We start from the raw sequence: 22,502 nt of genomic DNA on the forward strand, positions 1-22,502 counted from the left end.
TTACTGCTCAATCTGCCCCGTTTCAGCTACTGCACACCAAACCCGCAGGCTACCGCACACGCCCGCCGGCCCTGCCGCGCTGGCTGCCCCGGCTTCCCCCGGCCGGCCGGGCACTTAGCGCACACGCGCCCACCGGCTATTTACCGGAGCAATGCCTAAATCTTGTACCAGTCCGGGCGGCGGGTCTGGGCGGGCGGTGGCATCCCGGTGCACGTGGTTTTCTCATCCGTATTTCCGGCTTACCTTTGGTCACATGGAAACGCACGCCCCCACCCACACCCTCGATACCGCCATCTTCGATCTGATTCAGAAGGAGAAAGAGCGGCAAACCCACGGCCTGGAGCTTATTGCCTCCGAGAACTACGTTTCGGAACAGGTAATGCGCGCCCAGGGCTCCATTCTCACCAACAAGTACGCCGAGGGCCTGCCCGGGAAGCGCTACTACGGGGGCTGCGAAATCGTGGACCAGATTGAGCAGCTGGCCATCGACCGGGCCAAGCAGCTGTTTGGGGTGGAGTGGGTGAACGTGCAGCCGCACTCCGGGGCTCAGGCCAACGCGGCCGTGATGCTGGCCGTGCTCCAACCCGGCGACAAAATCCTCGGGTTCGACCTCAGCCACGGCGGCCACCTCACCCACGGCTCCCCGGTCAACTTCTCGGGCAAGCTCTACAAGCCCAGCTTTTATGGCGTAGAGCCCGAAACCGGCCTCATCGACTGGCAGAAAGTAAAGGAAACCGCCCGCCGCGAGCAGCCCAAGCTCATCATCTGCGGAGCCTCGGCCTACTCCCGCGACTGGGACTACCAGGCCCTGCGCGAAGCCGCCGACGAAGTGGGCGCTTTGCTGCTGGCCGATATTTCGCACCCCTCGGGCCTCATTGCCAAGGGCTTGCTGAACAACCCTTTCCAGCACTGCCACATTGTAACCACCACCACCCACAAGACCCTGCGCGGCCCCCGCGGCGGCCTCATCATGCTGGGTAAGGACTTCGAAAACCCCTTCGGCCTGAAAACTCCGAAAGGTGAAATCCGGATGATGAGCAGCCTGCTCGACGGGGCTGTATTCCCCGGCACCCAGGGCGGCCCCTTGGAGCACGTAATTGGGGCCAAGGCCGTAGCGTTCGGCGAGTGCCTCAGCGACGCTTATACGGAGTATACCCACCAGGTAATCAAGAATGCCCAGGCCCTGGCCAACGGCTTCCTAGAGCGGGGCTACCAGATTATTTCCGGCGGCACCGACAACCACCTGATGCTGATTGATCTGCGTAGCAAAGGCCTAACCGGCAAGCTCGCCGAAAACACCCTCATCAAGGCCGACATCACCATCAATAAGAACATGGTGCCCTTCGATGATAAGTCGCCCTTCGTAACCAGCGGTATGCGCATCGGCTCGGCTGCTGTTACCACCCGCGGCCTCAAAGAAACCGATATGGCCCGCATCGTGGGCTTCATTGACGAGGTGCTGACCCACAACGCCGACGACAGCCGCATTCTGCGGGTGCGGGGCGAGATTAACGAGTGGATGCAGCAGTATCCGCTCTTTTCTTAATCAATGAGTGGATGAATGAATGGGTAATTGAGTGAACAAGTAAGCGGCGGCAGAATTTGTGCAAGCAACATCCTGTTAGGCCCGGCTTACGTTTGTTCTCACCACTGCCCTTTCCTTCGCTCATTCACCCATTCACGCATTCATTCATTGGAGCCAATTCAACCCGCGCTGGGCGACCAGCAGGAAATGTCATTTATTGACCACCTGGAAGCGTTGCGCTGGCACGTTATCCGGGCAGTTATTGCCGTCGTGGTATTTGCCACGGGTGCTTTCTTCGCCAAGGATTTTCTTTTTCACGACCTGATTTTGGGCCCTTCCCGCCCCGATTTCTGGACCTACCAGACGCTGTGCCGCATAGGTACGGCCCTGCACGCTGAAGGCCTGTGCGTGAACAAGCTCGGCTTCGTGATTCAGAACCGCGAAATGAGCGGGCAGCTTTCGATGCACCTGAGCTCGGCCTTTATTGTGGGGCTGGTGCTGGGCTTCCCGTACTTATTCTGGGAGGTATGGCGCTTTATTAAGCCGGGCCTGTACCCGCATGAACGGGCTAACTCGCGCGGAGCAGTGTTTTTCGTATCGGTGCTGTTTATCACGGGGCTGCTGTTTGGCTACTACGTGGCGGCTCCCATGAGCATCAACTTTCTGGCCGGTTACGTGGTGGACCCCACCATCGAAAACCAGATTGACATGCAGAGCTACATCAGCACCCTCACCACCATGACGCTTTCCTGCGCCTTCGTGTTTGAGCTGCCCATGATTGTGTTCTTCCTGGCTAAAGCCGGCCTGATTACGCCCGAAATTATGCGCGTGTACCGCAAGCACGCCATTGTGGTTATCCTCATTGTGGCGGCCGTTATTACCCCGCCCGATATTTCGGCCCAACTCATCGTGACTATTCCCATCATGCTGCTCTACGAACTCAGCATCAACATTGCCCGCATTGTAGGCCGCTCCCGCACGGCCAACCTCAACGCCCAGCTGGCCCAGAACCAAGGCATTGCGTAAGGGCCCCGTGTTTTCATGAGAAAAGGTGTTGATGAACGTTACTGAGCGGCATCAGCACCTTTTTTACTTTCGGCTACTTTTTCCTCGTTTCTTCCCCCCTCCTTAACTATGAAACTTGCCATCGGCTCCGACCACGCGGGCTTTGCGTATAAACAAATGCTGCTGGAATGGCTGCGCGACAACGACTACGAAGTGCAGGATTTCGGCACCCATTCCCTTGATTCGGTGGATTATCCCGACTACGTGCATCCGCTGGCCCTGGCCGTGGAGCGCGGGGAATGTGAGCGGGGCATTTTACTGTGCGGCTCGGCCAACGGCGTGTGTATCACGGCCAACAAGCACCAGGGAATCCGGGCGGGCCTGGCCTGGGAGCCGGAGGTAGCCTCCCTGATCCGCCAGCATAACGACGCCAACGTGGTGTGCATTCCGGCCCGGTTCGTGGATGAAGAGGCCGCCCGCGCCATTACCAGCCAGTTTTTGAATACCGCTTTCGAAGGCGGCCGCCACCAAACCCGCGTGGACAAAATCAGCTGCTAGGCGGCAAAGCTGAAATGGTGCAAGGTGCAGGTGGGCCATTCTATAAACTGGAACGGCCCACCTGCACCTTGCACCATTTTTATCCTTTCCTACATCCGCTCGAACAGGGGCCCAACCAGGCGTAGCCCGGCGGTAGTGCAGAGGCCCCGGGCATACGGCCCGAAGATTGTGCGGTAGACATCGGCGAGGCTGACCTGGTCGGGGGGGAAGTATTGCTCGTTCAGGACCAGGCTAAACTGGGCCAGCACCACGTGGGCGACGGATTGCGCATCCAACTCGGCGCGGAACTGGCCCTCCCGAATACCCTCCTGCAGCAGCCGCGCCAACATGGGGCGGGAGTAGGTGGTTAGGTAGTCCTGAATCAGGTTCCAGGTTTCGGGGTACCGCTCCCGCATCACGTGGTAATCGTGGTGGGGGGAGCGGCGCAGCTCCTGCAGGCTATGGCGCAGCAAGGCCAGCAGGCACTCGGCCGGCGTGGCGAGGTTGGCAAATAGCTCTTCGTGCTCCTGCCGCTGGCGACTGAGGTTCCGCTGCGTTACGGCGTATAGCAACTCGGCTTTAGAGCCAAACAACTCCCGAAAACCGCCAGGGCTCAGGTCGAGGGCAGCGGCCAGCTGTTCTTCATGAATCAACCCCACCCCCACCTGGCGGAAGAGCGTATTGGCGCGGTCAAGCAGTTCGTGGAGTACAAGTTCCTCCATGGGTGTGGGAAAGGATAAAAAAATACCAGTGAATTCCTATCCGCACAACCCAGCGCCGCCCTAACGCCGGAAAAGCTCAGAGCAACATACCCAGGGCAAAGAAAAATAACAGCTGCACCAGATATACGAAGGCAACCAGCGGGTTACGCTTATCGAACTCCACGCGGTTGAAGTACACCTGCAGGATGAAGCTGACGGCCAGCCAGCCTTTGAAATTGAGCAGGGGTATTACGTCGTATTGCCAGCGCCAGAAGTCGTACCGGACGGCTACGGGCTCAATACAAATATCAAGCCCAACCATGAGCAAGGCGGCTACCACGGCCCGCAAAATATTTGGGATGGGCAGGTAACGGGCCAAGATACCGGTGCAGTACGTGAGCATCAGCCAGTTGACGCCTATCATAAGCGGCACTTCCAGCCATTTTATTCCCAAGGTTTTGCCGTACTCGTAATGTCCAAAGAGCAGGCCAGTCCGGATGCCCACCACCTCCACCAAAAACCCCACTACCATCACCATCAGGCAGAAGCTCCAGAAAGCCGGGGTGCGGCGGGGCTGAAACGCGAACAGCAGCCCCACGGTGAGCAGTAGGTTCAGGGGGACAAACTGCAGGTAGAAGCTAGGGTTCCGGGAAAAAGCCAGGCCCAGAAAGCCCGTTACATGAAACAGCAGTAGAATACCCTGCGCCCAGCGTAAGCGCCGCGTCTGCACATCGGGAGTGGTTATGGCCAGCGGGGAAAGTTGTTGCGTTGGTTCGGGCATGAGGGAGAATTAAAAATGGAGAACTAAAAACGGAGAATTGACCGGCAAGGCTCCCATTCCAGGCACACTTAGCTCGTCATTCCAGCAATTTTTACTTCTTCATTCTTAATTTTTGATTAGAGAAGAAACGATACGGGCCGAGAGCAGGCAGAGCGGAATACCGCCGCCGGGATGCACAGAGCCCCCGCAAAAGTACAGCCCCGCCAGCTGCCCCGAGAAATTAGGATGGCGCAGAAAGGCCGCCAGCGTGTTGTTGCTGGAACTCCCGTACAACGCGCCCCCGAATGAAGACGTTCGAGCCTCAATACCCGGTGGGTCCCATACCTGTTCGGCCCGGATCAGGCTGGCCACGTCGGCGCCCAGGGCCTGGCTTACGCGGCGCAGCACGGCCTGGCGAGTTTGGGCAATGAGCTCGGGCCAGTTTTGCCCTTCGTGGTGGGGCACGTTTATCATCACAAACCAATTCTCGTGGCCCGCCGGGGCATCGGTGGGCGTGTGGCCGGCGGTGATGTTAACGTATACCGTGGGGTCGGGGGAAATGGTTTTATCCCGGAAAATGGCGTCGAATTCCCGCTTATAATCCTGGGAGAAGAAAATATTGTGCACGCCCAACTCGGGGAAGCGCTGGGCAATGCCCCAGTAGAATATCAGGGCTGAGGATGAACGAGGCTGGCCAAGAGTGCGCTCCGGGGCGGGCTGCCGGGGCAGCAGGCGGCGGTAGGTGGGCACCACATCCATATTGCTCACTACCACACTAAACTCATAGTCGCCCTTGGGGGTACGCACGCCGGTTACCGCTCCTTTGTTTGTCAGAATTTCCAGCACTGGCTCCTGGTAACGAAACTCTACGCCCAGTTCCTCGGCCAAGCGCACCAGACTTTGGGCAATGGCATAAATGCCCCCCTCGGGGTAGAAGGCGCCCAGCCCATGCTCCAGGTGCGGAATCATACTGAGCGTGGCCGGGGCCTGGTAGGGGTCGGAGCCGTTGTAGGTGGCAAACCGGTCGAAGAGCTGCACGAGGCGGGGGTCCGAAAACGCGGCGGCGTGGCGCTGGTGCATGGTGCTGGTGAGGCCCAGCTGGGGCAGCGCGGCCAGGGCCTTCAGCACCTCGGGGCTGAGGTAGGTACCCGCTTTGTGCAAGGACTTTTGCAGAAACGTGCCCGCCGTGGCCTCGTAAGCCCGGCCGCTGCGGCGCAGAAATCGGAGCACCTCGGCCGCCGGCACCCGCAGCTTTTCCTCTACCTCCCGGGCAAACTGCTCCTCATCAGCCCAGGCCGTGAGGCGGGTACCATCGGCGAAGAAGTACTGGGTAATGGGGTCGAGGCGCTGGTAGCGGAAGTAGTCGTGGGGGTTGCGGCCCGCCAGCTGAAACAGCTCATCCACCAAGTGGGGCAGCGTGAACAAGGATGGCCCCCCGTCGAAACGGTAGCCACCGGGCAGTTCCAGCTGATGCATCTTACCCCCGAATGATTCCTGCGCCTCAAAAACCGTAACGCGGTGGCCCTGCACGGCCAGGCGCACGGCCGTGGCTATGCCGGCAATGCCAGCGCCAATGATGGCAGCGGGTTGGGGAGGACCTGTAGGAGTAGGGCGCGGCACGAGAGAAAGAGAGGCGGATGCGAGGTGGAGCAATGCAGTACTGCACCTGCGAAGAACGGGTGGTTAGGGGCTCTAACACAAGCGGCCTTCCAGAAATGTTTGCCAGGCCTTAATAATCGGGTGGGCTGATGTGGCTGGGCGAAAAATAATGACCTTCTCGCCGCAGTTTTTTACGTGTTTATTAGCCGCCATTCTCAGTAGCGGTACCTGTCGATCTTCTTCGGCCAATCGGGTGTTTTACGTGTGCGCTAAGCGTATAAGCTAACGTGTGCTGTAACGTAAAAACTCTGTTTCCAGCTTGGAAACATCAATTTACACCTTGATTTTATATAGCCCACACCGCTACATTTGGTCAGGAACTCAGCCGCTGACTTGCCCAGTGCCATCCGCCAGGGCGCGTGGCCCGCGACGACGGCCAGCCGGCGTTGGGCGCCGTTGCCGCCGCAGATGACTTCCTATTCCCCGCTCTCCCAATCTCCTACTCTCTCCATGGCCATTTCTACTTCGCTCCTGAGTTAAGCCTCTGCTTGCTCAGCGCCCACGCAGCGCCCGTTCACCAATACGGAGCCGACCTGCCCACTGCAGCCCTACCTGGGCTTCGCTTGACGCAACGCCCCCCCCCCGGATCTGCCCCCATACTACTCCCGTGCGCTACTTCGGTGTTCTGGCCGGCCGCGGGCAATCTGGTAGTTACCCTGGCTTCTGCCGTGGCGGCCGCCTTCCGGCCAGGCCTGATTGGCCACGCCACCGCCCGGGCAGCCGGCAACTGAGGTTTCGGAGCTGGCCGCCCCGATCCTGCTCTTTGAGAAACCTGGCCGCTGCAACGGCCGCCGCGGGGCCGGCTCCAGCTGCCACAATACTACACGAGTGAGAAAAAGCGGAAACGGGGCGGAGCTTCTCCGCCCTGTTTTTTTCTCCTCACCTCTGCCTTCTCCCACCCAATTGTTGTGCTATGATTTGCCAGAACCGGCCGCTACCGGGCCCACGCAAAGCGCCTTTCCGCCCCGGTTACCTGGGGTTACTGCTGGGGAGCCTGCTGGCCGCTACCAGCCCCGCCAGCGGCCAACGCCTTAGCCCCTTGCACGCCGCCGGCCCCAAAACTGTGGATGCCACTGGCCGCGAAGTAGTGCTGCGTGGCTACAACGTGGGCGGGTGGCTGCTGCAGGAAAGCTACATTCTGGGTACCGATACGCTCAACAGCCAGTGGCGCATTAAGCAAGCCCTACTGCGCACTATGCCGGAGGCGGAGGTGGAAAAATTCTACCGCCAGTACCGCCAGCAGTTCATTACCAAGGCCGATATTGACTTTCTGGCCCGGCAGGGCTTTAACTGCGTGCGGCTGCCTTTGCACTACGACCTGTTTCTGACGTCCGAGCAACGCCACGCCCGCACTGAGGTAATCCGGGAACCCCAAACCCCCCAGAAGCTGACCGCCTACGTGCAGCAGCTCAGCCAGTGGTACGACGAAGGCCAGCTGTTTGCGAACCCCCGCAAGCTGGACGGCATCCGGTTTATTGACGAAGTGGTGAAATGGTGCGCGGCCAACAACATGTACGTGGTGCTGGACCTGCACGCGGCCCCCGGCGGCCAGGGCACCGACCGCAACATCAACGACAATTTCCTGCCCCTCGACCTTTGGAAGCGCCACGATGCCAAAGGCCGCCTGATTTACCAGGACATAACTGTGCGCCTCTGGGAAATGCTGGCCGACCGGTACCGCAACGAGCCGGCCATTGCCATGTACGACTTCATCAATGAACCCCATAACCTGAACGCAGCCAATGGCCTAACACCTGACAACCAGGAGCTTAACACCCTGTATTCCCGGCTGATTGACGCAGTGCGCGCCCGCAACGACCAGCACCTGCTGATGATAGAGGGCAACGGCTACGGCAACGAGTACACCAACCTCACTCCCGACAAGCTGAAGGTGAAGAGCACGGCCAACCTGGTGTATAATGCCCACCGCTACTGGTGCCCTAATACCGCCGAGGCTGCCGACCCCAACCCCAACCAAATCAACCTGCTCAGCAACCTTACCGCCTTCCGGGACAAATGGCAGGTGCCGGTGTGGGTGGGCGAAACCGGCGAAAACTCCAACGAGTGGTTTGCCGCCGCCGTGCAGGGTCTCAACGACCGGGGCATTGGCTGGGGCCACTGGAACATTAAGCGGGTTGACTCCGGGGCGGGTTTGCTGCGCATAGCGCCCTACGGCAGTATCCTGACCCCCCAGGGCCGGGCCGCGCTGCTGCGCAACGCCCAGTTTGCTAACTGCCAGATTAACCGCGACGTAGCGGCCGCTCTCACCCAACCCGCCGCCCGCCAGGCGTTTACCAAGCTGACTATTCCTGGTACCATTGCGGCCACCGACTACGACCTGGGCCGCGACGGTGTGGCCTACCACGACGACTTTTCGGCCCGCACTGATTACCGCGACTATACTCCCCATAACCAGGGAGGTGCCTACCGCAACGACGGGGTGGACATCATCAAAAGCCCCGATATGCCCAATGGCTTTGCCGTGCAGCAACTAGCTACCAATGAGTGGCTTACATATACCGTATCAGTAGCCACGCCGGGGGCTTACAAAGTGGAGCTGCGCCTGCACCCGGGTGCTGAGGCTGGGCGCTTACGCCTACAACTGGGCAGCGCACCGGTAGGAACTGCCACCGTACCGGCTGGCGCCGCCTGGACAACGGTTACCCTGAATACCCCTGCTTTACCAGCTGGCCAGCACACCTTGCGCGTGCTGGTAGAAGCACCGGTGCAACAGTTGGGCTGGCTGCGTTTTGAGCCCGCCGCCACTACGGCCCGCACCAGTGAGTGATTAAACACTGCTAGCTTTTCGTACTTTAGAAGCTGCTATGAAACCCGTAACCCCTCAATTCCCACTGCGTCGGGCTACCTGGTTCTCTTTCCTGACGCTGAGCAGTCTGCTACTGCTGACCTTCCTTTGCGCTTCCCCGATCCTGGCCCGCCCCGGCGATACGCTACGGGTGCAGCCCGCCCTGGAGGAGCTGTTTGTGGACCCCGCTTTCTACAGTATCCTGGAAGATTCCACCGGCCTGCTCACCCTCAATGAGGTGCGCCAGCCTCAGCGGGCCAGCCAATTCCAGGCGGGTAACCAGCTGTCTACCACCACCATGGAGCACCCAGGCTCCGCTTACTGGATGCGCCTGATTATCCGGGCCGAGGGGGAGCTAAGTCAGCACTGGTACCTGGAAATGTTCGACTCCCACCTGAACAGCGTGGAGTTTTTCCCGGCTAACGGCGCCGCGCCCACCGTTACCGGTTCCGACTTACCCCTGCTCACCCGTAAATTTCCGTACAAGAATTTCCTGTTCCGGCTGCCCCTGCAGGCCAACCAAACCCACACCTACTACCTGCGGCTGAAGTCCAGCTCCAAAACCACTTTCCTCAGCCGCCTGCGCACCGAACAGCCTTTGGCCGTTCATTTTCAGAATGAATACGGCCTGTTGGGGGGATTCTATGGGATTTTGCTGATCATGGTGGTGTACAACCTCTGCTTGTACCTCTTCATTGGCGAGCAAACGTATCTGCGCTACGTGCTGTATGTGCTGAGCTGCAGCCTGGTGTTTCTTTCCGAAGATGGCCTGGGCTTCCAATACCTCTGGCCCGATTATCCGGCTCTGAATGAGCTGATTATTGCCGGCTCTCCCATCCTCTTGTTGCTCACTTTCAGCTACTACGCCCGCCAGTTTCTGGATATGCCCCAGCGCCTGCCCCACTTTGACAAGTGGGTGCGGGGCGTGGTAATCCTAAGCGTGGTAGGCTTGGTCATTGATGCGCTGTGGCTGAACTCAGGCTGGGGATTTTGGTTTTATCTGCTGCCCTATGGCCTCATTTACTACGCTGCCGTGCGGGTGTGGCAGCAGGGCCAGCGGGCGGCCCGCTTCTTTCTGCTGGCCCACGCGCTGGTGGCCATTAGCGTAGGCTTTCTTATTCTGCGGAAGCTGGGCATTAGCACATTCACCAGTACGGCCACGGTGTACAGTATGAACGTGGCCTTTGTGATTGAAGTGGTAGTACTATCGTACGCTTTGGGCGAGAAAATCAAGGCTATTAAGGATGCCACCATCCGGGCCCAGGACAAGCTGGTGAAGCAGCTACGCAAAAAGCACGCGATACAGCAGCAGCTGGTGGAGCAGCTCCAGCACAACCAGGACCTCAAAGATCAGCTGAACAGTGAACTGGAAAGCCTGGTAGCCCAGCGCACCGACGAGCTGCGCCAGCAGAGCGACATCATTGCGGCCCAGAACCGGGAGCTGTTGCAGGCCAACGGCTTGCTGGCTTTGCAGTCGGCGGCCATTGAGAAGCTGAACACGGAGCTGCAACACGATTTGCAGGAAGTAAAAACAGCCCGGGTACTATCCAAGGAGGTGGATTTTGGGGAATTCAGCCAGATTTACCCTGATAAGGACGCCTGCCTCGCTTACCTGGCTAACCTGAAGTGGGCCGAGGGCTACCACTGCCGCAAATGCGGCCACGAGAAATACTGTGACGGCCGGGAGCCCCATTCCCGCCGCTGCACCAAGTGCCGCTACGTGGAGTCGGCCACGGCCTATACCCTACTGCAGAAGTGCAAGTTCTCTATCATCAAGGCCTTCTACGCGGTATTTCTGATTTACACGCACAAGGGCAACTACTCTTCCCAGGAACTTTCCCGCCTGCTCGATTTACGACAGGGCACTTGCTGGAGCTTTAGCCAGAAAGTGCTGGAAGCCATGCGCCGCCGCCGCCACGCCCCCGACTTCGACGAGAACGAAGGCTGGACTCATGTGCTGCTTGACGCTACTGCCACTGAGGTGGAAGAAGGCGTTGGCGCCGAGGCCACTACGCAGGCATAACAACTAACAGCTAAACTTTCCGCTTCAACCGGGGCGGCATCCTCGTGTGAGGGTGCCGCCCCGGTCTTTTGTAACTCCTTGATTATCGCCACTGTTGAGCTTTATAGCGAATATGGTCTGGCTGGGTAGTAGCCAACAGTTGGAGAGCGTTACCTATAATTCAGCCCTGACTTGGCGGCTGGCAGTACTGAGTAGGTAAGTGGACACTTATCCGGGGTTTAGGCGCAAAAAAACTTGCCCGAATGCGTCCCTTTTTCGATTGTTTTTTACGTGCTGCTACTTCAGCAGTCAAAGGCCCAAACTAACCAGCGGGGGCCGTAAGTGCGGCAAAGCACGTGTGCGGTAAGCGTATAGACCACGTGTGAAGTAAGCTCAAAAACCGCCATTCTGGCTTGTATAGGCGGTTTTTACTATTGCTTTTCCCAAACAAGGGCGGATATATTTGGGGGTTCCCCTACACCTTTGCCTCTGGCTGGGCCCGACATTCCTCTTGTCAGCTGGGCAGTAGCGGGCCACTCAGCACTGCCGCTACGCCTCAAGGCAATTTTTGCTGCTACCAGCATCAACCCACAGACCACACTTGCATCTCGGTAGCTGCATCACCCCAAGATGCTGCGGTATTCTTCCCCCCCATTTTTTACCTGCTTTTACTTCCCTCAATTCCCACACATCCATGAACCAACACCTTTACACGCAGGCGTTGCGCCGGGCAATGTGGCTGGCGGCCTGTGGCTTGTCGGCCGCTCCCGCGTTAGCCACTCCGGTTACCCCCTTAGAAGCTGCCCCCCGCCTGGCTACCACTCTGGCCGATGTGCCCGTATCGGGCCGGGTAACGCAGGCCAATGGCGACCCGCTCCCGGGCGTTACTATTATTGTAAAGGGCACTACCCTGGGCACTACCACGGATGCTGATGGCCGCTTCAGCCTGAACGCCCCGGATAATGCCACCTTAGTAATCAGCTACGTGGGCTTCACGCGCCGGGAGGTACCTGTTACGGGTGCATCGTCGGCCTTCAATGTAACCCTGACCGAAGATACCCGCGCCCTGAGCGAAGTGGTAGTAGTAGGCTACGGCACCCAGGAGCGCGGCAGCGTAACGGGGGCCGTATCGTCGGTATCGGCGCGGGAAATTGCCTCCCAGCCCGTGGCCGACGCTACCCAGGCCCTGCAGGGCCGGGCGGCGGGCGTTACGGTAACCTCCAACGGTGGCGCCCCGGGCGGAGCCGCGGGTACCTCAGTGCGGGTGCGGGGTATCACCTCAGCCGGCAACAACAACCCGCTGTACGTGGTGGATGGATTTCCGCTGCCGGATGGCGGCGAGAACCAGCTGAATGCCATCAGCCCCAACGACATTGAAACCATTGACATTCTGAAGGACGCCTCGGCCACGGCTATTTACGGGGTGCGGGCGGCCAACGGGGTAGTTATCATCACCACCAAGCGCGGCAAGGCCGGCACTTCCACCCTCAACCTGGATGTGTACCGCGGGGTGCAGCAGGTGTGGCGCAAGCTCGATCTGCTGAACGCGGAGGAGTACGCCGTTATCAACAACGAAAACCGCCTGGCCGGCAACTCGCCCATTGTGGTGGACCGCCTGCGCAACCCCCAGGCCCTGGGCGAGGGCACCGACTGGCAGGACGAAGTGTTCCGCCGGGCCGCCATCCAGAACTACGCGCTGTCGGCCACGGGCGGCAGCGATAAGGCCCGGTTTGCCGTGTCGGGCAGCTACTTCCAGCAGGACGGCACCATTGTGGGCTCCGATTTCGAGCGTTTCACGCTGCGGGCCAACGGCGACGTGCAGGTAAACAAGGTGCTGAAGCTGGGCAACAGCATCTCCCTGACTCACCTGAGCGACCGGCAGATTACCTCCAACAGCGGCGAGTACGGCACCGTACAGCAGACGCTGCGCATGCCGGCCATCCTGCCCGTATACCGCCCCGATGGCTACTACTATGAGCCCCGCGGCCTGCAGGACAACTTTGTGGAGGAAAACCCGCTGGCCTCGGCTACCATTGCCAACCAGCGCTTTACCCGCAACCGCGCCCTTACTACCGTGTTTGCCGAGTTGGAGCCGGTGAAGGGCCTGCGTTTCCGCACGAACGTAGGAGCCGACTTTATCTTCGACAACTTCCGCGCCTTCCGGCCCGGGGTGCCGGAGCTGGTCGTGAATCGCCCGGACGGCACCAGCGAAACGTACTCCACCCGCTACACCCAGGCCACGGCCGGCGGCACGGCCACGTCTTCGTACGCGCCCAGCTACCTGATTGAAAACACGCTGACCTTCGACCGCCTGTTTGCCGATAAGCACCAGGTAACGGTACTGCTGGGTCAGTCGGCGCAGGAGTTCAACTACAGCAACGTGGAGGCCTACCGCACCGGCTACGCCCGCAACGACCTGCAGGTAATCAACTCCGGCCCCATCAACACCCAGATTGCCAACGCCGGCACCATTAACCCGCCCTCCCGCCTGGCCAGCTACTTTGGCCGCGTGAACTACGAGTTTGCCGGCAAGTACCTGTTCCAGGCCATTGCCCGCTACGACGGCTCCAGCAGCTTCCCTCCCGGTGATAAGTTTGGCTTCTTCCCGGGTATTTCGGCGGGCTGGCGCATTTCGGAGGAGGACTTCTTGAAGGGCAACAGCGTCATCAGCAACCTGAAGCTGCGCGTGGGCTACGGCAAAGTGGGTAACCCCAACAACGCCGGCCGCTTCGCCTACCTTTACGCCATCAACTCGGGCATCCGCTACCCGCTGGGCCCCAACGGTACCCTGCAGCCCGGCGCGGCCCCCACCCGCCAGGCCAACCCCGACCTGCGCTGGGAAACTAACAACCAGACCAACGTTGGTATTGACCTGGGCTTCCTGGACAACCGCTTCGAGGCCACCATTGACCTCTACAACCGGAACTCGCCGAACCTGATTGCCCCCGTGCCCGTGTCGCTGGTGTCGGGTACCTACGAGTCGGTGAACCGTAACGCGGCCTCCGCCTACAACCGGGGCATCGACTTCTCCTTCACCTCCCGCAACGTGCAGGGCAGCGGCAGCGCCCTCAACTGGACTACCACCCTGAACGTGTCGGCCTTCAAAACCGAGCTGGAATCGTTGGGGGTTGGACAGCCCTACAACGGCCTGGGCGCGCTCAGCGGCACTATTGTACGCTATGATGAAGGCCAACCCTTCGGCTCCTTCTTCGGCTTTGTGGCCGATGGCCTGTTCCAGACGCCGGAGGACGTGCGCAACCACGCCACCCAGAACAACGCCGCCCCCGGCGACATCCGCTTCAAGGACCTGAACGGCGACGGTATTATCAACGCCGACGACCGGACGTTTATCGGTAACCCCAACCCCGATTTCATCTACGGTCTGAACAACACCCTGACCTGGAAGGGCTTTGACCTGAACATCTTTGTGCAGGGCTCCCAGGGCAACGACATCTACAACCAGAACCGCTACATCCTGGAAAGCCCGCTGTACGGCAACAGCAGCGGCAGCACCCGGGTACTGAAGCGCTGGACCGGCCCCGGCACCAGCAACGACGTGCCCCGGGCTGTGGGCGGCGACAACGCCGACCCCAACCAGAACCTGCGCGTGTCGTCTTACTTCGTGGAGGATGGCTCCTACCTGCGCGTGAAAACCCTCACGCTGGGCTATGCCCTGCCCAAGAGCCTGCAGGAGCGCATTGCGGCCAAGCAACTGCGCGTGTATGTAACGGCCCAAAACCTGGTAACCCTGACCAAGTACAGCGGCTATGACCCCGAGGTGGGTTCCCGGGGGGTTGACCTGGGGGTATACCCGCAGCCGCGCGTGTTCCTGGCCGGCATCAACATTGGTTTTTAATCCCACCCCAACTGCTTTCTGATCATGCTACCCCTACATAAATACAAAGTAACCACCGGCGCCTGGCTGCTCACGCTAGGCCTGCTGGGCGGGTGCGGCGAAAAATTTCTGGAAGAAGCTCCCACCGACCAGGTAACCGACGCCAACTTCTACCGCACCGCCACCGACGCCATTCAGGCCACCACGGCTATTTACGGCGAGCTGATTACGGCCGGCCAGTACAACGCCGCCCTCTGGGGCATCGGCGACATTGGCTCCGATATTTCCACTACCGGCGGCGGCGGCGGCGGTGATGGTATTGAGTACCAGCAGCTGGATTTCTACAACATTCCCACCACCAACCCTGTGGTAAACCGCCTATGGGGCAGCTGCTACGTGGGTATTGGCCGGGCCAACATTGTGCTGCAGAAGGTACCCGCCATGAGCATCGACGCGGCTATCCAGAAGCGTTGCATTGGCGAGGCGCAGTTTCTGCGGGCCAAGTATTACTTTGACTTGGTGCGGGTGTACGGCGACGTGCCCCTGCTAACCACCCCGCCTACCACCCTGGCCGAGGTGAACATTCCGCGGACGGCCGCGGCCCAGGTGTACGCCCAGATTGAGAAAGATCTGACCGACGCCATCGGCAACCTGCCCCCCTCTCATAGCGGCGACGATATTGGCCGGGCCACCAAGTGGTCGGCCACGGCGCTGCTGGCCAAGGTGTACCTCACCGAGGGTAAAATGGGTGAGGCCGCTACCCGCGCCCGGGAGGTTATCAATGGCAGCGGCAAGGTACTTTGGGACAGCTACGCCGATAACTTCAAGGTAGCCAATGAGAACGGCAAGGAGTCGTTGTTTGAGGCGCAGTTTATTTCGGGCCGCAACCAGTGGACCCAGGATGGCCCCGGTTTCAGCGGTAACGAGTTCTTTGGGCCCCGCGGCCAGGGCGTAGTGCCCCAGGGCGGTTACGGGTTCAACATTCCGGAAGCTGATTTTGTGGCGGGCTACGAAGCCGGCGACCTGCGCCGCGACGCCACCATCTGGAAGCCTGGCGACGTGTACCCCGACGGCCGCACGCAACCTGCCTCCCTGCCCGGCTCACCCAACGGCTACGGCGTGAAGAAGTGGTTTGTGGGCAAAACGAATACCAACATCTGGGACTCGGAGCTCAACATTCCGGTAATGCGCCTGGCTGAAGTGTACCTGATTCTGGCCGAGGCCGCCGGCCCCAGCACTGAGGGGTTTGAAGCCCTGAACAAAGTGCGCCGCCGCGCCTTCGGCAAGCCCATCAACAGCACCAGCAGCAACGACCTGTCGGGCCTGAGCGGCGACGCCTACAAGCAGGCCATCTGGCGGGAGCGGAAGTACGAGCTGGCCTTCGAAAACGACCGGTGGTTTGACATGAAGCGGACCGGTGAGCTGCTCACTTCCACCCAGCTGAAGGCCAAGGGCATTAAGTCCTTCAACGTGGTGCTGCCCATTCCGCAGTCGGAGCTGGACGTGAACCCCGGCCTGCGCCAGAACACTGGTTATTAACCCTTTGCTGATGGATAGTATCTGGAATGCCGCTGCCGCTTTGCTTGAACTCCCGGCGGCGGCATTCCAGCCATCAACTTCCCACCTTATTCCCACGCCAACTTCTCATGCATTATATTACTCGCCTTGCGGCTTTGGGCCTACTGCTTGCGCCCTTGCTGCTGTCTTCCTGCGAAAAGGAAGATGACGACGCCAAACTGGAGGGAGCCGTACCCACCTCCACCTTCAGCTACCAGCTCAACACCACGCAGTACCCGGTAGCCGTAACCTTCACCAGCACCGGCCAGGACGGGTTCCTCTACCAGTGGAACTTCGGCGACAACTCCCGCGGCTCGGGCACGCCCATCACCCACACCTATACGCAGCCGGGCACCTACGCCGTGGAGCTGATTACGGCAGGCCGGGGGGGCACCGGCATTTCGGCTAAGCAGAACGTAGTAATTCCCGATGTGTGCACCAATGCGGGCTTCAGCAAGCTGGTGAACTGTGCCGGCAGCGGTACCCGCGTGTGGTCCTTCTCCACCGAGCCGGGCGCCATTGTGCGGGAGTCGGCTTCGGGGGCAGTGCTTTCCACCTCGGCGGTGCTGCCTAATTGCCAGCTCGATGACCAGTTCTCATTCAGCAACAGCTACACTACTGCCTACGAAAGCGGCGGCCAGACCTTCCAGAACGGCGCCTGCGGCACGTCCCTGAACCGGGGCGGGGGCTTCGTGTTCCGGCCGGTAGCGGGTGGCTTGGGTCAGATTGTGCTTCAGGGCAAAGGCGGCTTCATTGGCCTGCCCGACTCGGTATCCAATAAAACCTACGACATCCTGGAGGCTACCGATACCAAGCTGCGCCTGCGGGGCACCAACCCCGACGGTACCCGCACGGTGGTAACCCTGATGCCCTTCGACGCCACTGCCCCCTACAAGCGCCTGCTCACGGGCACGACCTCCAAGGTGTGGATGCTGGACAACAAGGCCGATGCCCCCATTACAGTGGGCACCGAGGCGGAGCCCTTGAAATACTTTGCCGGTGTGAAGGCCGGGGAGCTGCCCGCCTGCCAGTCCGACGACGAGTACACCTTCTCGATGAACGACCAGTTCACCTACGATGCCAAGGGTGAAACTTTCTTCGCCAACAAGAAAGACTATACCTGCCAGCCCGGCCTGTCCACCACCTCGGCGTACGTATTCGGGCCGGCTTCGGGCACTGGCCTGGCGCAGTTCACGCTCACCAAGGCCGATGCCTTCATTGGCGCCACGGATGCCTCGCCCACGGAGCGGGTGTATCGCATCCTGAGCATTGATGCCAACAAGATGACGCTGCGCGCCGGCAGTGGCCAGAATGGCGGTACGGTGTTTACCATCAAGCTGGTGGCCAAATAACCGAGCTTTACTTTCCGGTGAGCCGGCCAGTGCAGTGCGCTGGCCGGCTTTGCCAGTGCCAGGGGTTCCGTGTCGGGCACCTTTAGCCTTCTTTCTGCCTTTCCTACCTATGTCATACCCACTCTTCACTACCCCGCCCCTGCTGGCCGTTAGCCTGGCCCTGAGCCTGAGCCTCCTGGCCTGCACCGAAACCAAAACCAAGAATATTCCGCAGCCTACGCCCACGCCGCCAACCGCTGCGGTTGTGAACGAGAGTGCCCGCGAATACAACCAGTACACGGAGCTGGTGTGGAGCGACGAGTTTGAAACCGGTGCCCTCGACCAGACCAAATGGACCCAGGAGCTGGGAGCCGGGGGCTGGGGCAACAACGAGCTGCAAACCTATACTAACACCAACGATAACACGTACATGAGCGGGGGCAACCTCGTGATTCAAGCCAAGCAAACCGGGCCTAACTCCTACACCTCGGCCCGCCTGATTACCAAGGGCAAGAAAAGCTTCCAGTACGGCCGCATTGATGTGCGGGCCAAGCTTCCCAAGGGCAAGGGCATCTGGCCAGCCATCTGGATGCTGGGCGCCGATATTGACCAGAATAACTGGCCTAAGTGCGGCGAAATTGACATTATGGAGCTCCGCGGCAGCCAGCCCCGGGAGTTTTTGAGCACCATGCACTTCGGCAACAGCTCGGCCGACCACCGCTTCAAGGGCATTACCAAGCCGGTACCATTCGACGTATCCACTGATTTCCATACCTACTCCGTAGTGCGTAGCAAAGATCTGCTCCGCTTCTACCTGGATGGGGAAATGCAGCCTTACTACCAGTTTACGGGCAGCGACGCCAGCCCCTTCCCCTTCAATAACCCCTTCTTCGTGATTCTAAACGTGGCCGTGGGTGGGCACTTCGATGGCAACCCCGATGCGTCCACCACTTTCCCCCAGCAGATGCAGGTGGACTACGTGCGCTACTACCAGTATAAGTAAGCTTACGTAGCGGCGCTACATTTTGCCTTTAGTTAAGTATTGCTTCACCTGCTAGGCTACCAGCGCCTAGCTGGTATACACCGGAGCCGGTTCACCAGTTAGGGGGGTGGGCCGGCTTTCGGCGTTTTTGAGCATCCACTACCGGTTCCAATCCTGGTTATCCTGAATGCGTAGTCTGAGGGAGCAGCCACTGGGCGTCAGCAAGATTGCCCAGCGCCTGCTCATCTGCCATGTCACCCCGTATACATACCTACGCCGCCGGGGTATCGTCATCCACTGCCACTGGAAAGTCACGGCAGGCAAGCCGGCCGATGGAGTTCTGCACCAAACGTTCGGCCGACCCCAAGGATGCACTCCTATATGCCGGAGAAGGCTATCTTTGAGCAGACCATAACCTTCTTTTGTATGTCAGCCAAGTTCACCAAGACCGAAACTGCCCCGGCCGCTAAGCAGCCTGAAACCGCCCGTGAGGCCCTGCACCGTCGTGTAAAGCAGGCCCAGGAGCGCCGCCGCCAGAAGCTCAAGCACGTTAACCCCTAGTTTCACGTTTGCCCGTCTGGCACTGAAAAGCCCCTCTTATACGTATAAGAGGGGCTTTTTAGTGCCAGACGGGCAAACGCGAAACACGGCATATTGCTCCCCGATCTGACCAGGGAAGCCGTACTGATACAGCAGAAGCCCTTGTGCGCTGCCGCCCGCCTGGATGAAGCCTCCGACGTACTGGCTGCTGGGTGCCGCCCCACCCTCACCTACCGCTCACATCAGACCACTGCAAAGCACGCTCAGCAGCGCAGAATCAACCCTCATCCCCCGTGCCCTATGCTCTCCCCCCGGGCCCGGCCGGCAACACTGGATATCCTGGCAGGCATAGGCTAGGCAATTAGCAGAACCAACAGGCGCGCTACTATGCTGCTAGAACGGCATAGTAGTGCGCCTGTTATGCTTTTCGAGGGCAGATAGAACCTCGGCTGATACGGGAAGAACTTACTCCACAGCCAGCACTAGGCCTTTCAGATATTCGCCTTCCGGGTGGAATAGGCTCACGGGGTGGTCGGCGGGCTGGGTGAGGCGGTGCAGGATGCGGGCGGGGCGGCCGGCCTCAATGGCAGCAGCCAGTACCGCGCCCTCAAACAGCTCGGCCGAAACCACCTGGGAACAGCTGAAGGTGAACAGCAACCCGCCGGGCGCAATCTGCCGGATACCGGCCGCGTTCAGGCGCTTATACCCCATCAGGGCGTTGTGGCGGGCTGAGAGGTGCTTGGCAAATGCCGGCGGGTCAAGCACGATGAGGTCGTACTGCTCCTGGCTGTTCTTCATGAAGCTGAACACGTCTTCGGCGTAAGCGGCGTGCTTGTTTTCCAGGCCGGTGAGGGTGGCGTTGCGCTCCGTGAGTTCAATGGCCCGCTTCGAGCTGTCCACGGAATGCACCAGCTCGGCTCCGGCTTGCAGGGCGTAGGAGCTGAAGCCCCCGGTGTAGCAGAACGTGTTGAGCACCCGGCGGCCGGGAGCGTACCGGGCCAGCAGGCTGCGGTTGTCGCGCTGGTCAATGAAAAAACCGGTTTTCTGGCCGGTTTCCCAATCCACGGCAAAGGGGTGGCCGTTTTCGTGTACTATGTGCTCCTGCCCGCTACTCCCACCAAACAGGTAGCCATTTTGGGCACCCGGGGCGGCTTTGGCCGGCACGGTTTCGGCGCTTTTGTCGTAGATGGCACGCAGGCTGGGAATTACTTGCTGCAGGGCCTCGGCAACGAGGGGGCGGGCTTTGTACATGCCCGCGCTGTGGGCCTGCACTACGGCCGTGTCGCCGTACACGTCAATGATGAGACCGGGCAAACCGTCGCCTTCGGCGTGGGTAAGGCGGTACACGTTGGTGTTGCCGGTGCCCGTGAGGCCCAGGCCCTGGCGTAGCTGGTAGGCGTTGCGCAGGCGGCTTTCCCAGAACGCGGCATCGGGCAGCTGAGCAGCGGGACCGAAATCGAGCATGCGCACGGCAATGGAGCCGGGGGCGTAGTGGCCCACGCCCAGCACCTCGCCGTTAGCGGCCTGCACCTGCACTACTTCGCCTTCCACTACCTCACCCTGCATCCGGCCAATAGCTCCCGAAAAGACCCACGGGTGCCGACGGCGCAGGGACTGATCTTTTCCGGGTTTGAGGGTGATGATGGCAAGAGACATGGCAAAGAGCTGGTGAAGTGGACGACAAAGGTAACTCAATCAACCGCCCCCGCCACACGGCGTGGCTACGCAAACGGGTCGAGGTAGGCAATGAGTACCGCCAGCGCGGCCAAACCAGCCAGCACCGCCCATACCGGTCCGCCCCAAATCAGCAAGCCAATAAGGCTGATGGGCAACACTACCAATCCCAGCACGCCCAGCACCGTGGTACCCAAACCTACTTCGGTAGTATGCCGCGGCCCGGCCACCCGGCGCACCTGCTGCGCCGCCGATTTGCGGCCGGGAGCAGCCGTGGCCACCAGGCGCGTCTGTACCTGCGCTACTGCCTGGCGCAGCTGCCGTTTCACCCGGGGCCTGGTTTGGCTGTTTCTGGCCACCATCAGAGGAGTAGTTGCTCTTTGTGCCACTGTCGGGACAGGCGTAGCCGGTTGCACGGTGGCGGTATCGGCAGGAGCCGGGCGCACCGCCACCGGACCTTCGGCGGGCCTGAACTGGTAAGCCGTTTGCGCACTGCGGCAACCGGCAGCCAGCCCCCCCGTGAGTACCAGCAGATAGGAAAACAACTTTAAGAAACGGCCAGAAGTAGAGGAAACAGACATAGGCAAAACCAGAGGAGCGGCAAGTTACACGACTTGCCGGGGTGCTATACGGCTACTGCCCGCCCACCGCTGCCTGCCGGTGGCTTTCCGATGCTGTTGCTACCCCGGCTGCCCGAACCAGCGGCGGTAAATGGGCCGCCGCCACGCAAACTGCGCCCACATAGCCGGCCACAGCAGCCGGTCCAGCACCGCATTACCGGCCGTGTATTCCAGATCCTCTACAATATAGGTACCGCCGCCGGGGGCGGGCTGCAGCAGGTGGCGGTGCTGCCACTGGCGCAGCGGCGGCGGCAGCTGCCGGCCCTCATCCACGAAGTAGTACGTGCCATCGGGCGTTGCGCCGTGGTCGGTAATCAGCGAAGTCCAGGGGTAGCAGAGCGGCCCGGCTCCCAGCTCAATGTGCACCTCGTCGCCGCGGTGGCAGCCATCAAACCGCCGCAGCCGGAACGGCGGAAACGGCGGAGCCAGGGCCAGAAACAGCTCCCGGGTAAAGCCCTGCCACACCTGAGCGGGCGGGGCAGCAACGTGCGTGCGGAGGTAGAGGTGCATGCCGGTTTAACTCCGGCAGACTGCTTAGGGTTTTGCCGGAGCCGAGGCCCGGCTACTTCGGCATAAACCAGTGTAGGTAGCCGCAATTGTCACACTCGTAGCAGATGGCGTGTGGGTCGGACCAGTCGGACGTAAACAGCCCGGCACGTTCCAGCTTCACCTCGTTGCGGTGAAAGCCCTGGTGCCCACAGATGATGCACCGGAGCGTGTGGCCCTTTATTTCCTACCCGCACGGGTTTTGGCGCGTCGAACAGGCCCATAATGTAGTTATACCAGTTAAAAAATAGCCCGGCTGTATTCGCTACAACCGGGCTAAGTAACCTCCTCAGATCTTTTAGGAAGTGTTAACAGTGGCTAGTATGTTTGGGAATGGAGTACATGTTGACCGACGCGCAGTGGGCGCGCATCGCGCCGTTACTGCCGGGCCGGGAAGGCACGAGCGGCGGGCGGGGCCAAGA

Annotated in this window: 16 protein-coding genes; 10 read left to right on the plus strand and 6 right to left on the minus strand. The window is 60.3% G+C overall.

Translation table 11 applies throughout. The annotated features are described in order from the left end of the window. The first annotated feature begins 253 nt into the window (after positions 1-253). The 3 genes from ROI90_RS06290 (at position 254) to rpiB (ending at position 3,088) form a co-directional block, all read left to right on the plus strand. Positions 254-1,546: a serine hydroxymethyltransferase gene (locus ROI90_RS06290; protein WP_315997480.1), complete on the plus strand. Its 1,293-nt coding sequence runs from the start codon at positions 254-256 to the stop codon at positions 1,544-1,546. A 147-nt stretch (positions 1,547-1,693) separates the two neighbouring features. After that, complete coding sequence (gene tatC, locus ROI90_RS06295) at positions 1,694-2,551, plus strand: twin-arginine translocase subunit TatC (RefSeq protein ID WP_315997481.1); 858 nt, start codon at positions 1,694-1,696, stop codon at positions 2,549-2,551. Between the two features lie 108 nt (positions 2,552-2,659). Further along, entirely contained in the window at positions 2,660-3,088 is a 429-nt protein-coding gene (rpiB, locus tag ROI90_RS06300; protein WP_315997482.1) for a ribose 5-phosphate isomerase B, read from the plus strand. An 89-nt stretch (positions 3,089-3,177) separates the two neighbouring features. Here rpiB and ROI90_RS06305 read toward each other — a convergent pair whose 3' ends face one another. From ROI90_RS06305 to crtD, 3 genes are all read right to left on the minus strand, one after another. Beyond that, entirely contained in the window at positions 3,178-3,789 is a 612-nt protein-coding gene (locus ROI90_RS06305; RefSeq protein ID WP_315997483.1) for a TetR/AcrR family transcriptional regulator, read from the minus strand. A 76-nt stretch (positions 3,790-3,865) separates the two neighbouring features. Beyond that, entirely contained in the window at positions 3,866-4,549 is a 684-nt protein-coding gene (locus tag ROI90_RS06310) for a carotenoid biosynthesis protein (protein WP_315997484.1), read from the minus strand. Positions 4,550-4,654: 105 nt separating this feature from the next. Continuing rightward, the gene (gene crtD / locus ROI90_RS06315; RefSeq protein WP_315997485.1) at positions 4,655-6,148 is read right to left on the minus strand and encodes a 1-hydroxycarotenoid 3,4-desaturase CrtD; all 1,494 of its coding nucleotides are present in this window, start codon (positions 6,146-6,148) and stop codon (positions 4,655-4,657) included. Between the two features lie 952 nt (positions 6,149-7,100). Here crtD and ROI90_RS06320 point away from each other — a divergent pair. The 7 genes from ROI90_RS06320 to ROI90_RS06350 all read left to right on the plus strand — a co-directional run bounded on the left by ROI90_RS06320 (position 7,101) and on the right by ROI90_RS06350 (position 19,261). Further along, entirely contained in the window at positions 7,101-8,975 is a 1,875-nt protein-coding gene (locus tag ROI90_RS06320; protein WP_315997486.1) for a cellulase family glycosylhydrolase, read from the plus strand. Positions 8,976-9,012: 37 nt separating this feature from the next. After that, positions 9,013-11,016 carry a 7TM diverse intracellular signaling domain-containing protein gene (locus ROI90_RS06325; protein ID WP_315997487.1) on the plus strand — a complete coding sequence of 668 codons (2,004 nt, stop codon included), beginning with the start codon at positions 9,013-9,015 and terminating at the stop codon, positions 11,014-11,016. Between the two features lie 673 nt (positions 11,017-11,689). Then, positions 11,690-14,851, plus strand: coding sequence for a SusC/RagA family TonB-linked outer membrane protein (locus tag ROI90_RS06330; RefSeq protein ID WP_315997488.1), 3,162 nt, complete (start codon positions 11,690-11,692; stop codon positions 14,849-14,851). A 24-nt stretch (positions 14,852-14,875) separates the two neighbouring features. Beyond that, positions 14,876-16,369, plus strand: coding sequence for a RagB/SusD family nutrient uptake outer membrane protein (locus ROI90_RS06335; protein ID WP_315997489.1), 1,494 nt, complete (start codon positions 14,876-14,878; stop codon positions 16,367-16,369). A 107-nt stretch (positions 16,370-16,476) separates the two neighbouring features. Further along, positions 16,477-17,739: a PKD domain-containing protein gene (locus ROI90_RS06340; RefSeq protein WP_315997490.1), complete on the plus strand. Its 1,263-nt coding sequence runs from the start codon at positions 16,477-16,479 to the stop codon at positions 17,737-17,739. Between the two features lie 109 nt (positions 17,740-17,848). Further along, positions 17,849-18,721: a glycoside hydrolase family 16 protein gene (locus tag ROI90_RS06345; protein WP_315997491.1), complete on the plus strand. Its 873-nt coding sequence runs from the start codon at positions 17,849-17,851 to the stop codon at positions 18,719-18,721. A gap of 405 nt (positions 18,722-19,126) precedes the next feature. After that, positions 19,127-19,261 carry a hypothetical protein gene (locus tag ROI90_RS06350; RefSeq protein ID WP_315997492.1) on the plus strand — a complete coding sequence of 45 codons (135 nt, stop codon included), beginning with the start codon at positions 19,127-19,129 and terminating at the stop codon, positions 19,259-19,261. A gap of 444 nt (positions 19,262-19,705) precedes the next feature. On the opposite strand, the gene ROI90_RS06355 is transcribed toward ROI90_RS06350, so the two are convergent. From ROI90_RS06355 to ROI90_RS06365, 3 genes are all read right to left on the minus strand, one after another. After that, a complete protein-coding gene (locus tag ROI90_RS06355; RefSeq protein WP_315997493.1) occupies positions 19,706-20,896 on the minus strand; it encodes a class I SAM-dependent rRNA methyltransferase in 1,191 nt (396 codons plus the stop codon). A gap of 65 nt (positions 20,897-20,961) precedes the next feature. Next, positions 20,962-21,495 (minus strand): hypothetical protein, encoded by a 534-nt coding sequence (locus ROI90_RS06360; RefSeq protein WP_315997494.1) that lies wholly within the window; start codon positions 21,493-21,495, stop codon positions 20,962-20,964. Positions 21,496-21,594: 99 nt separating this feature from the next. Continuing rightward, a complete protein-coding gene (locus ROI90_RS06365) occupies positions 21,595-22,044 on the minus strand; it encodes an SRPBCC family protein (protein WP_315997495.1) in 450 nt (149 codons plus the stop codon). Between the last annotated feature and the right edge of the window lie 458 nt (positions 22,045-22,502).

The organism is Hymenobacter endophyticus (genome assembly GCF_032464715.1).
Taxonomy (GTDB): Bacteria; Bacteroidota; Bacteroidia; order Cytophagales; family Hymenobacteraceae; genus Hymenobacter; species Hymenobacter endophyticus.

Coding starts and splice junctions, on each gene's coding strand:
- ROI90_RS06355 (WP_315997493.1), bottom strand. CDS start 20,896: ATGTCTCTTGCCATCATCACCCTCAAACCCGGAAAAGATCAGTCCCTG.
- ROI90_RS06330 (WP_315997488.1), top strand. CDS start 11,690: ATGAACCAACACCTTTACACGCAGGCGTTGCGCCGGGCAATGTGGCTG.
- ROI90_RS06325 (WP_315997487.1), top strand. CDS start 9,013: ATGAAACCCGTAACCCCTCAATTCCCACTGCGTCGGGCTACCTGGTTC.
- ROI90_RS06305 (WP_315997483.1), bottom strand. CDS start 3,789: ATGGAGGAACTTGTACTCCACGAACTGCTTGACCGCGCCAATACGCTC.
- ROI90_RS06350 (WP_315997492.1), top strand. CDS start 19,127: ATGTCAGCCAAGTTCACCAAGACCGAAACTGCCCCGGCCGCTAAGCAG.
- ROI90_RS06365 (WP_315997495.1), bottom strand. CDS start 22,044: ATGCACCTCTACCTCCGCACGCACGTTGCTGCCCCGCCCGCTCAGGTG.
- ROI90_RS06290 (WP_315997480.1), top strand. CDS start 254: ATGGAAACGCACGCCCCCACCCACACCCTCGATACCGCCATCTTCGAT.
- ROI90_RS06335 (WP_315997489.1), top strand. CDS start 14,876: ATGCTACCCCTACATAAATACAAAGTAACCACCGGCGCCTGGCTGCTC.
- ROI90_RS06320 (WP_315997486.1), top strand. CDS start 7,101: ATGATTTGCCAGAACCGGCCGCTACCGGGCCCACGCAAAGCGCCTTTC.
- rpiB (WP_315997482.1), top strand. CDS start 2,660: ATGAAACTTGCCATCGGCTCCGACCACGCGGGCTTTGCGTATAAACAA.
- ROI90_RS06340 (WP_315997490.1), top strand. CDS start 16,477: ATGCATTATATTACTCGCCTTGCGGCTTTGGGCCTACTGCTTGCGCCC.
- ROI90_RS06360 (WP_315997494.1), bottom strand. CDS start 21,495: ATGTCTGTTTCCTCTACTTCTGGCCGTTTCTTAAAGTTGTTTTCCTAT.
- ROI90_RS06345 (WP_315997491.1), top strand. CDS start 17,849: ATGTCATACCCACTCTTCACTACCCCGCCCCTGCTGGCCGTTAGCCTG.
- ROI90_RS06310 (WP_315997484.1), bottom strand. CDS start 4,549: ATGCCCGAACCAACGCAACAACTTTCCCCGCTGGCCATAACCACTCCC.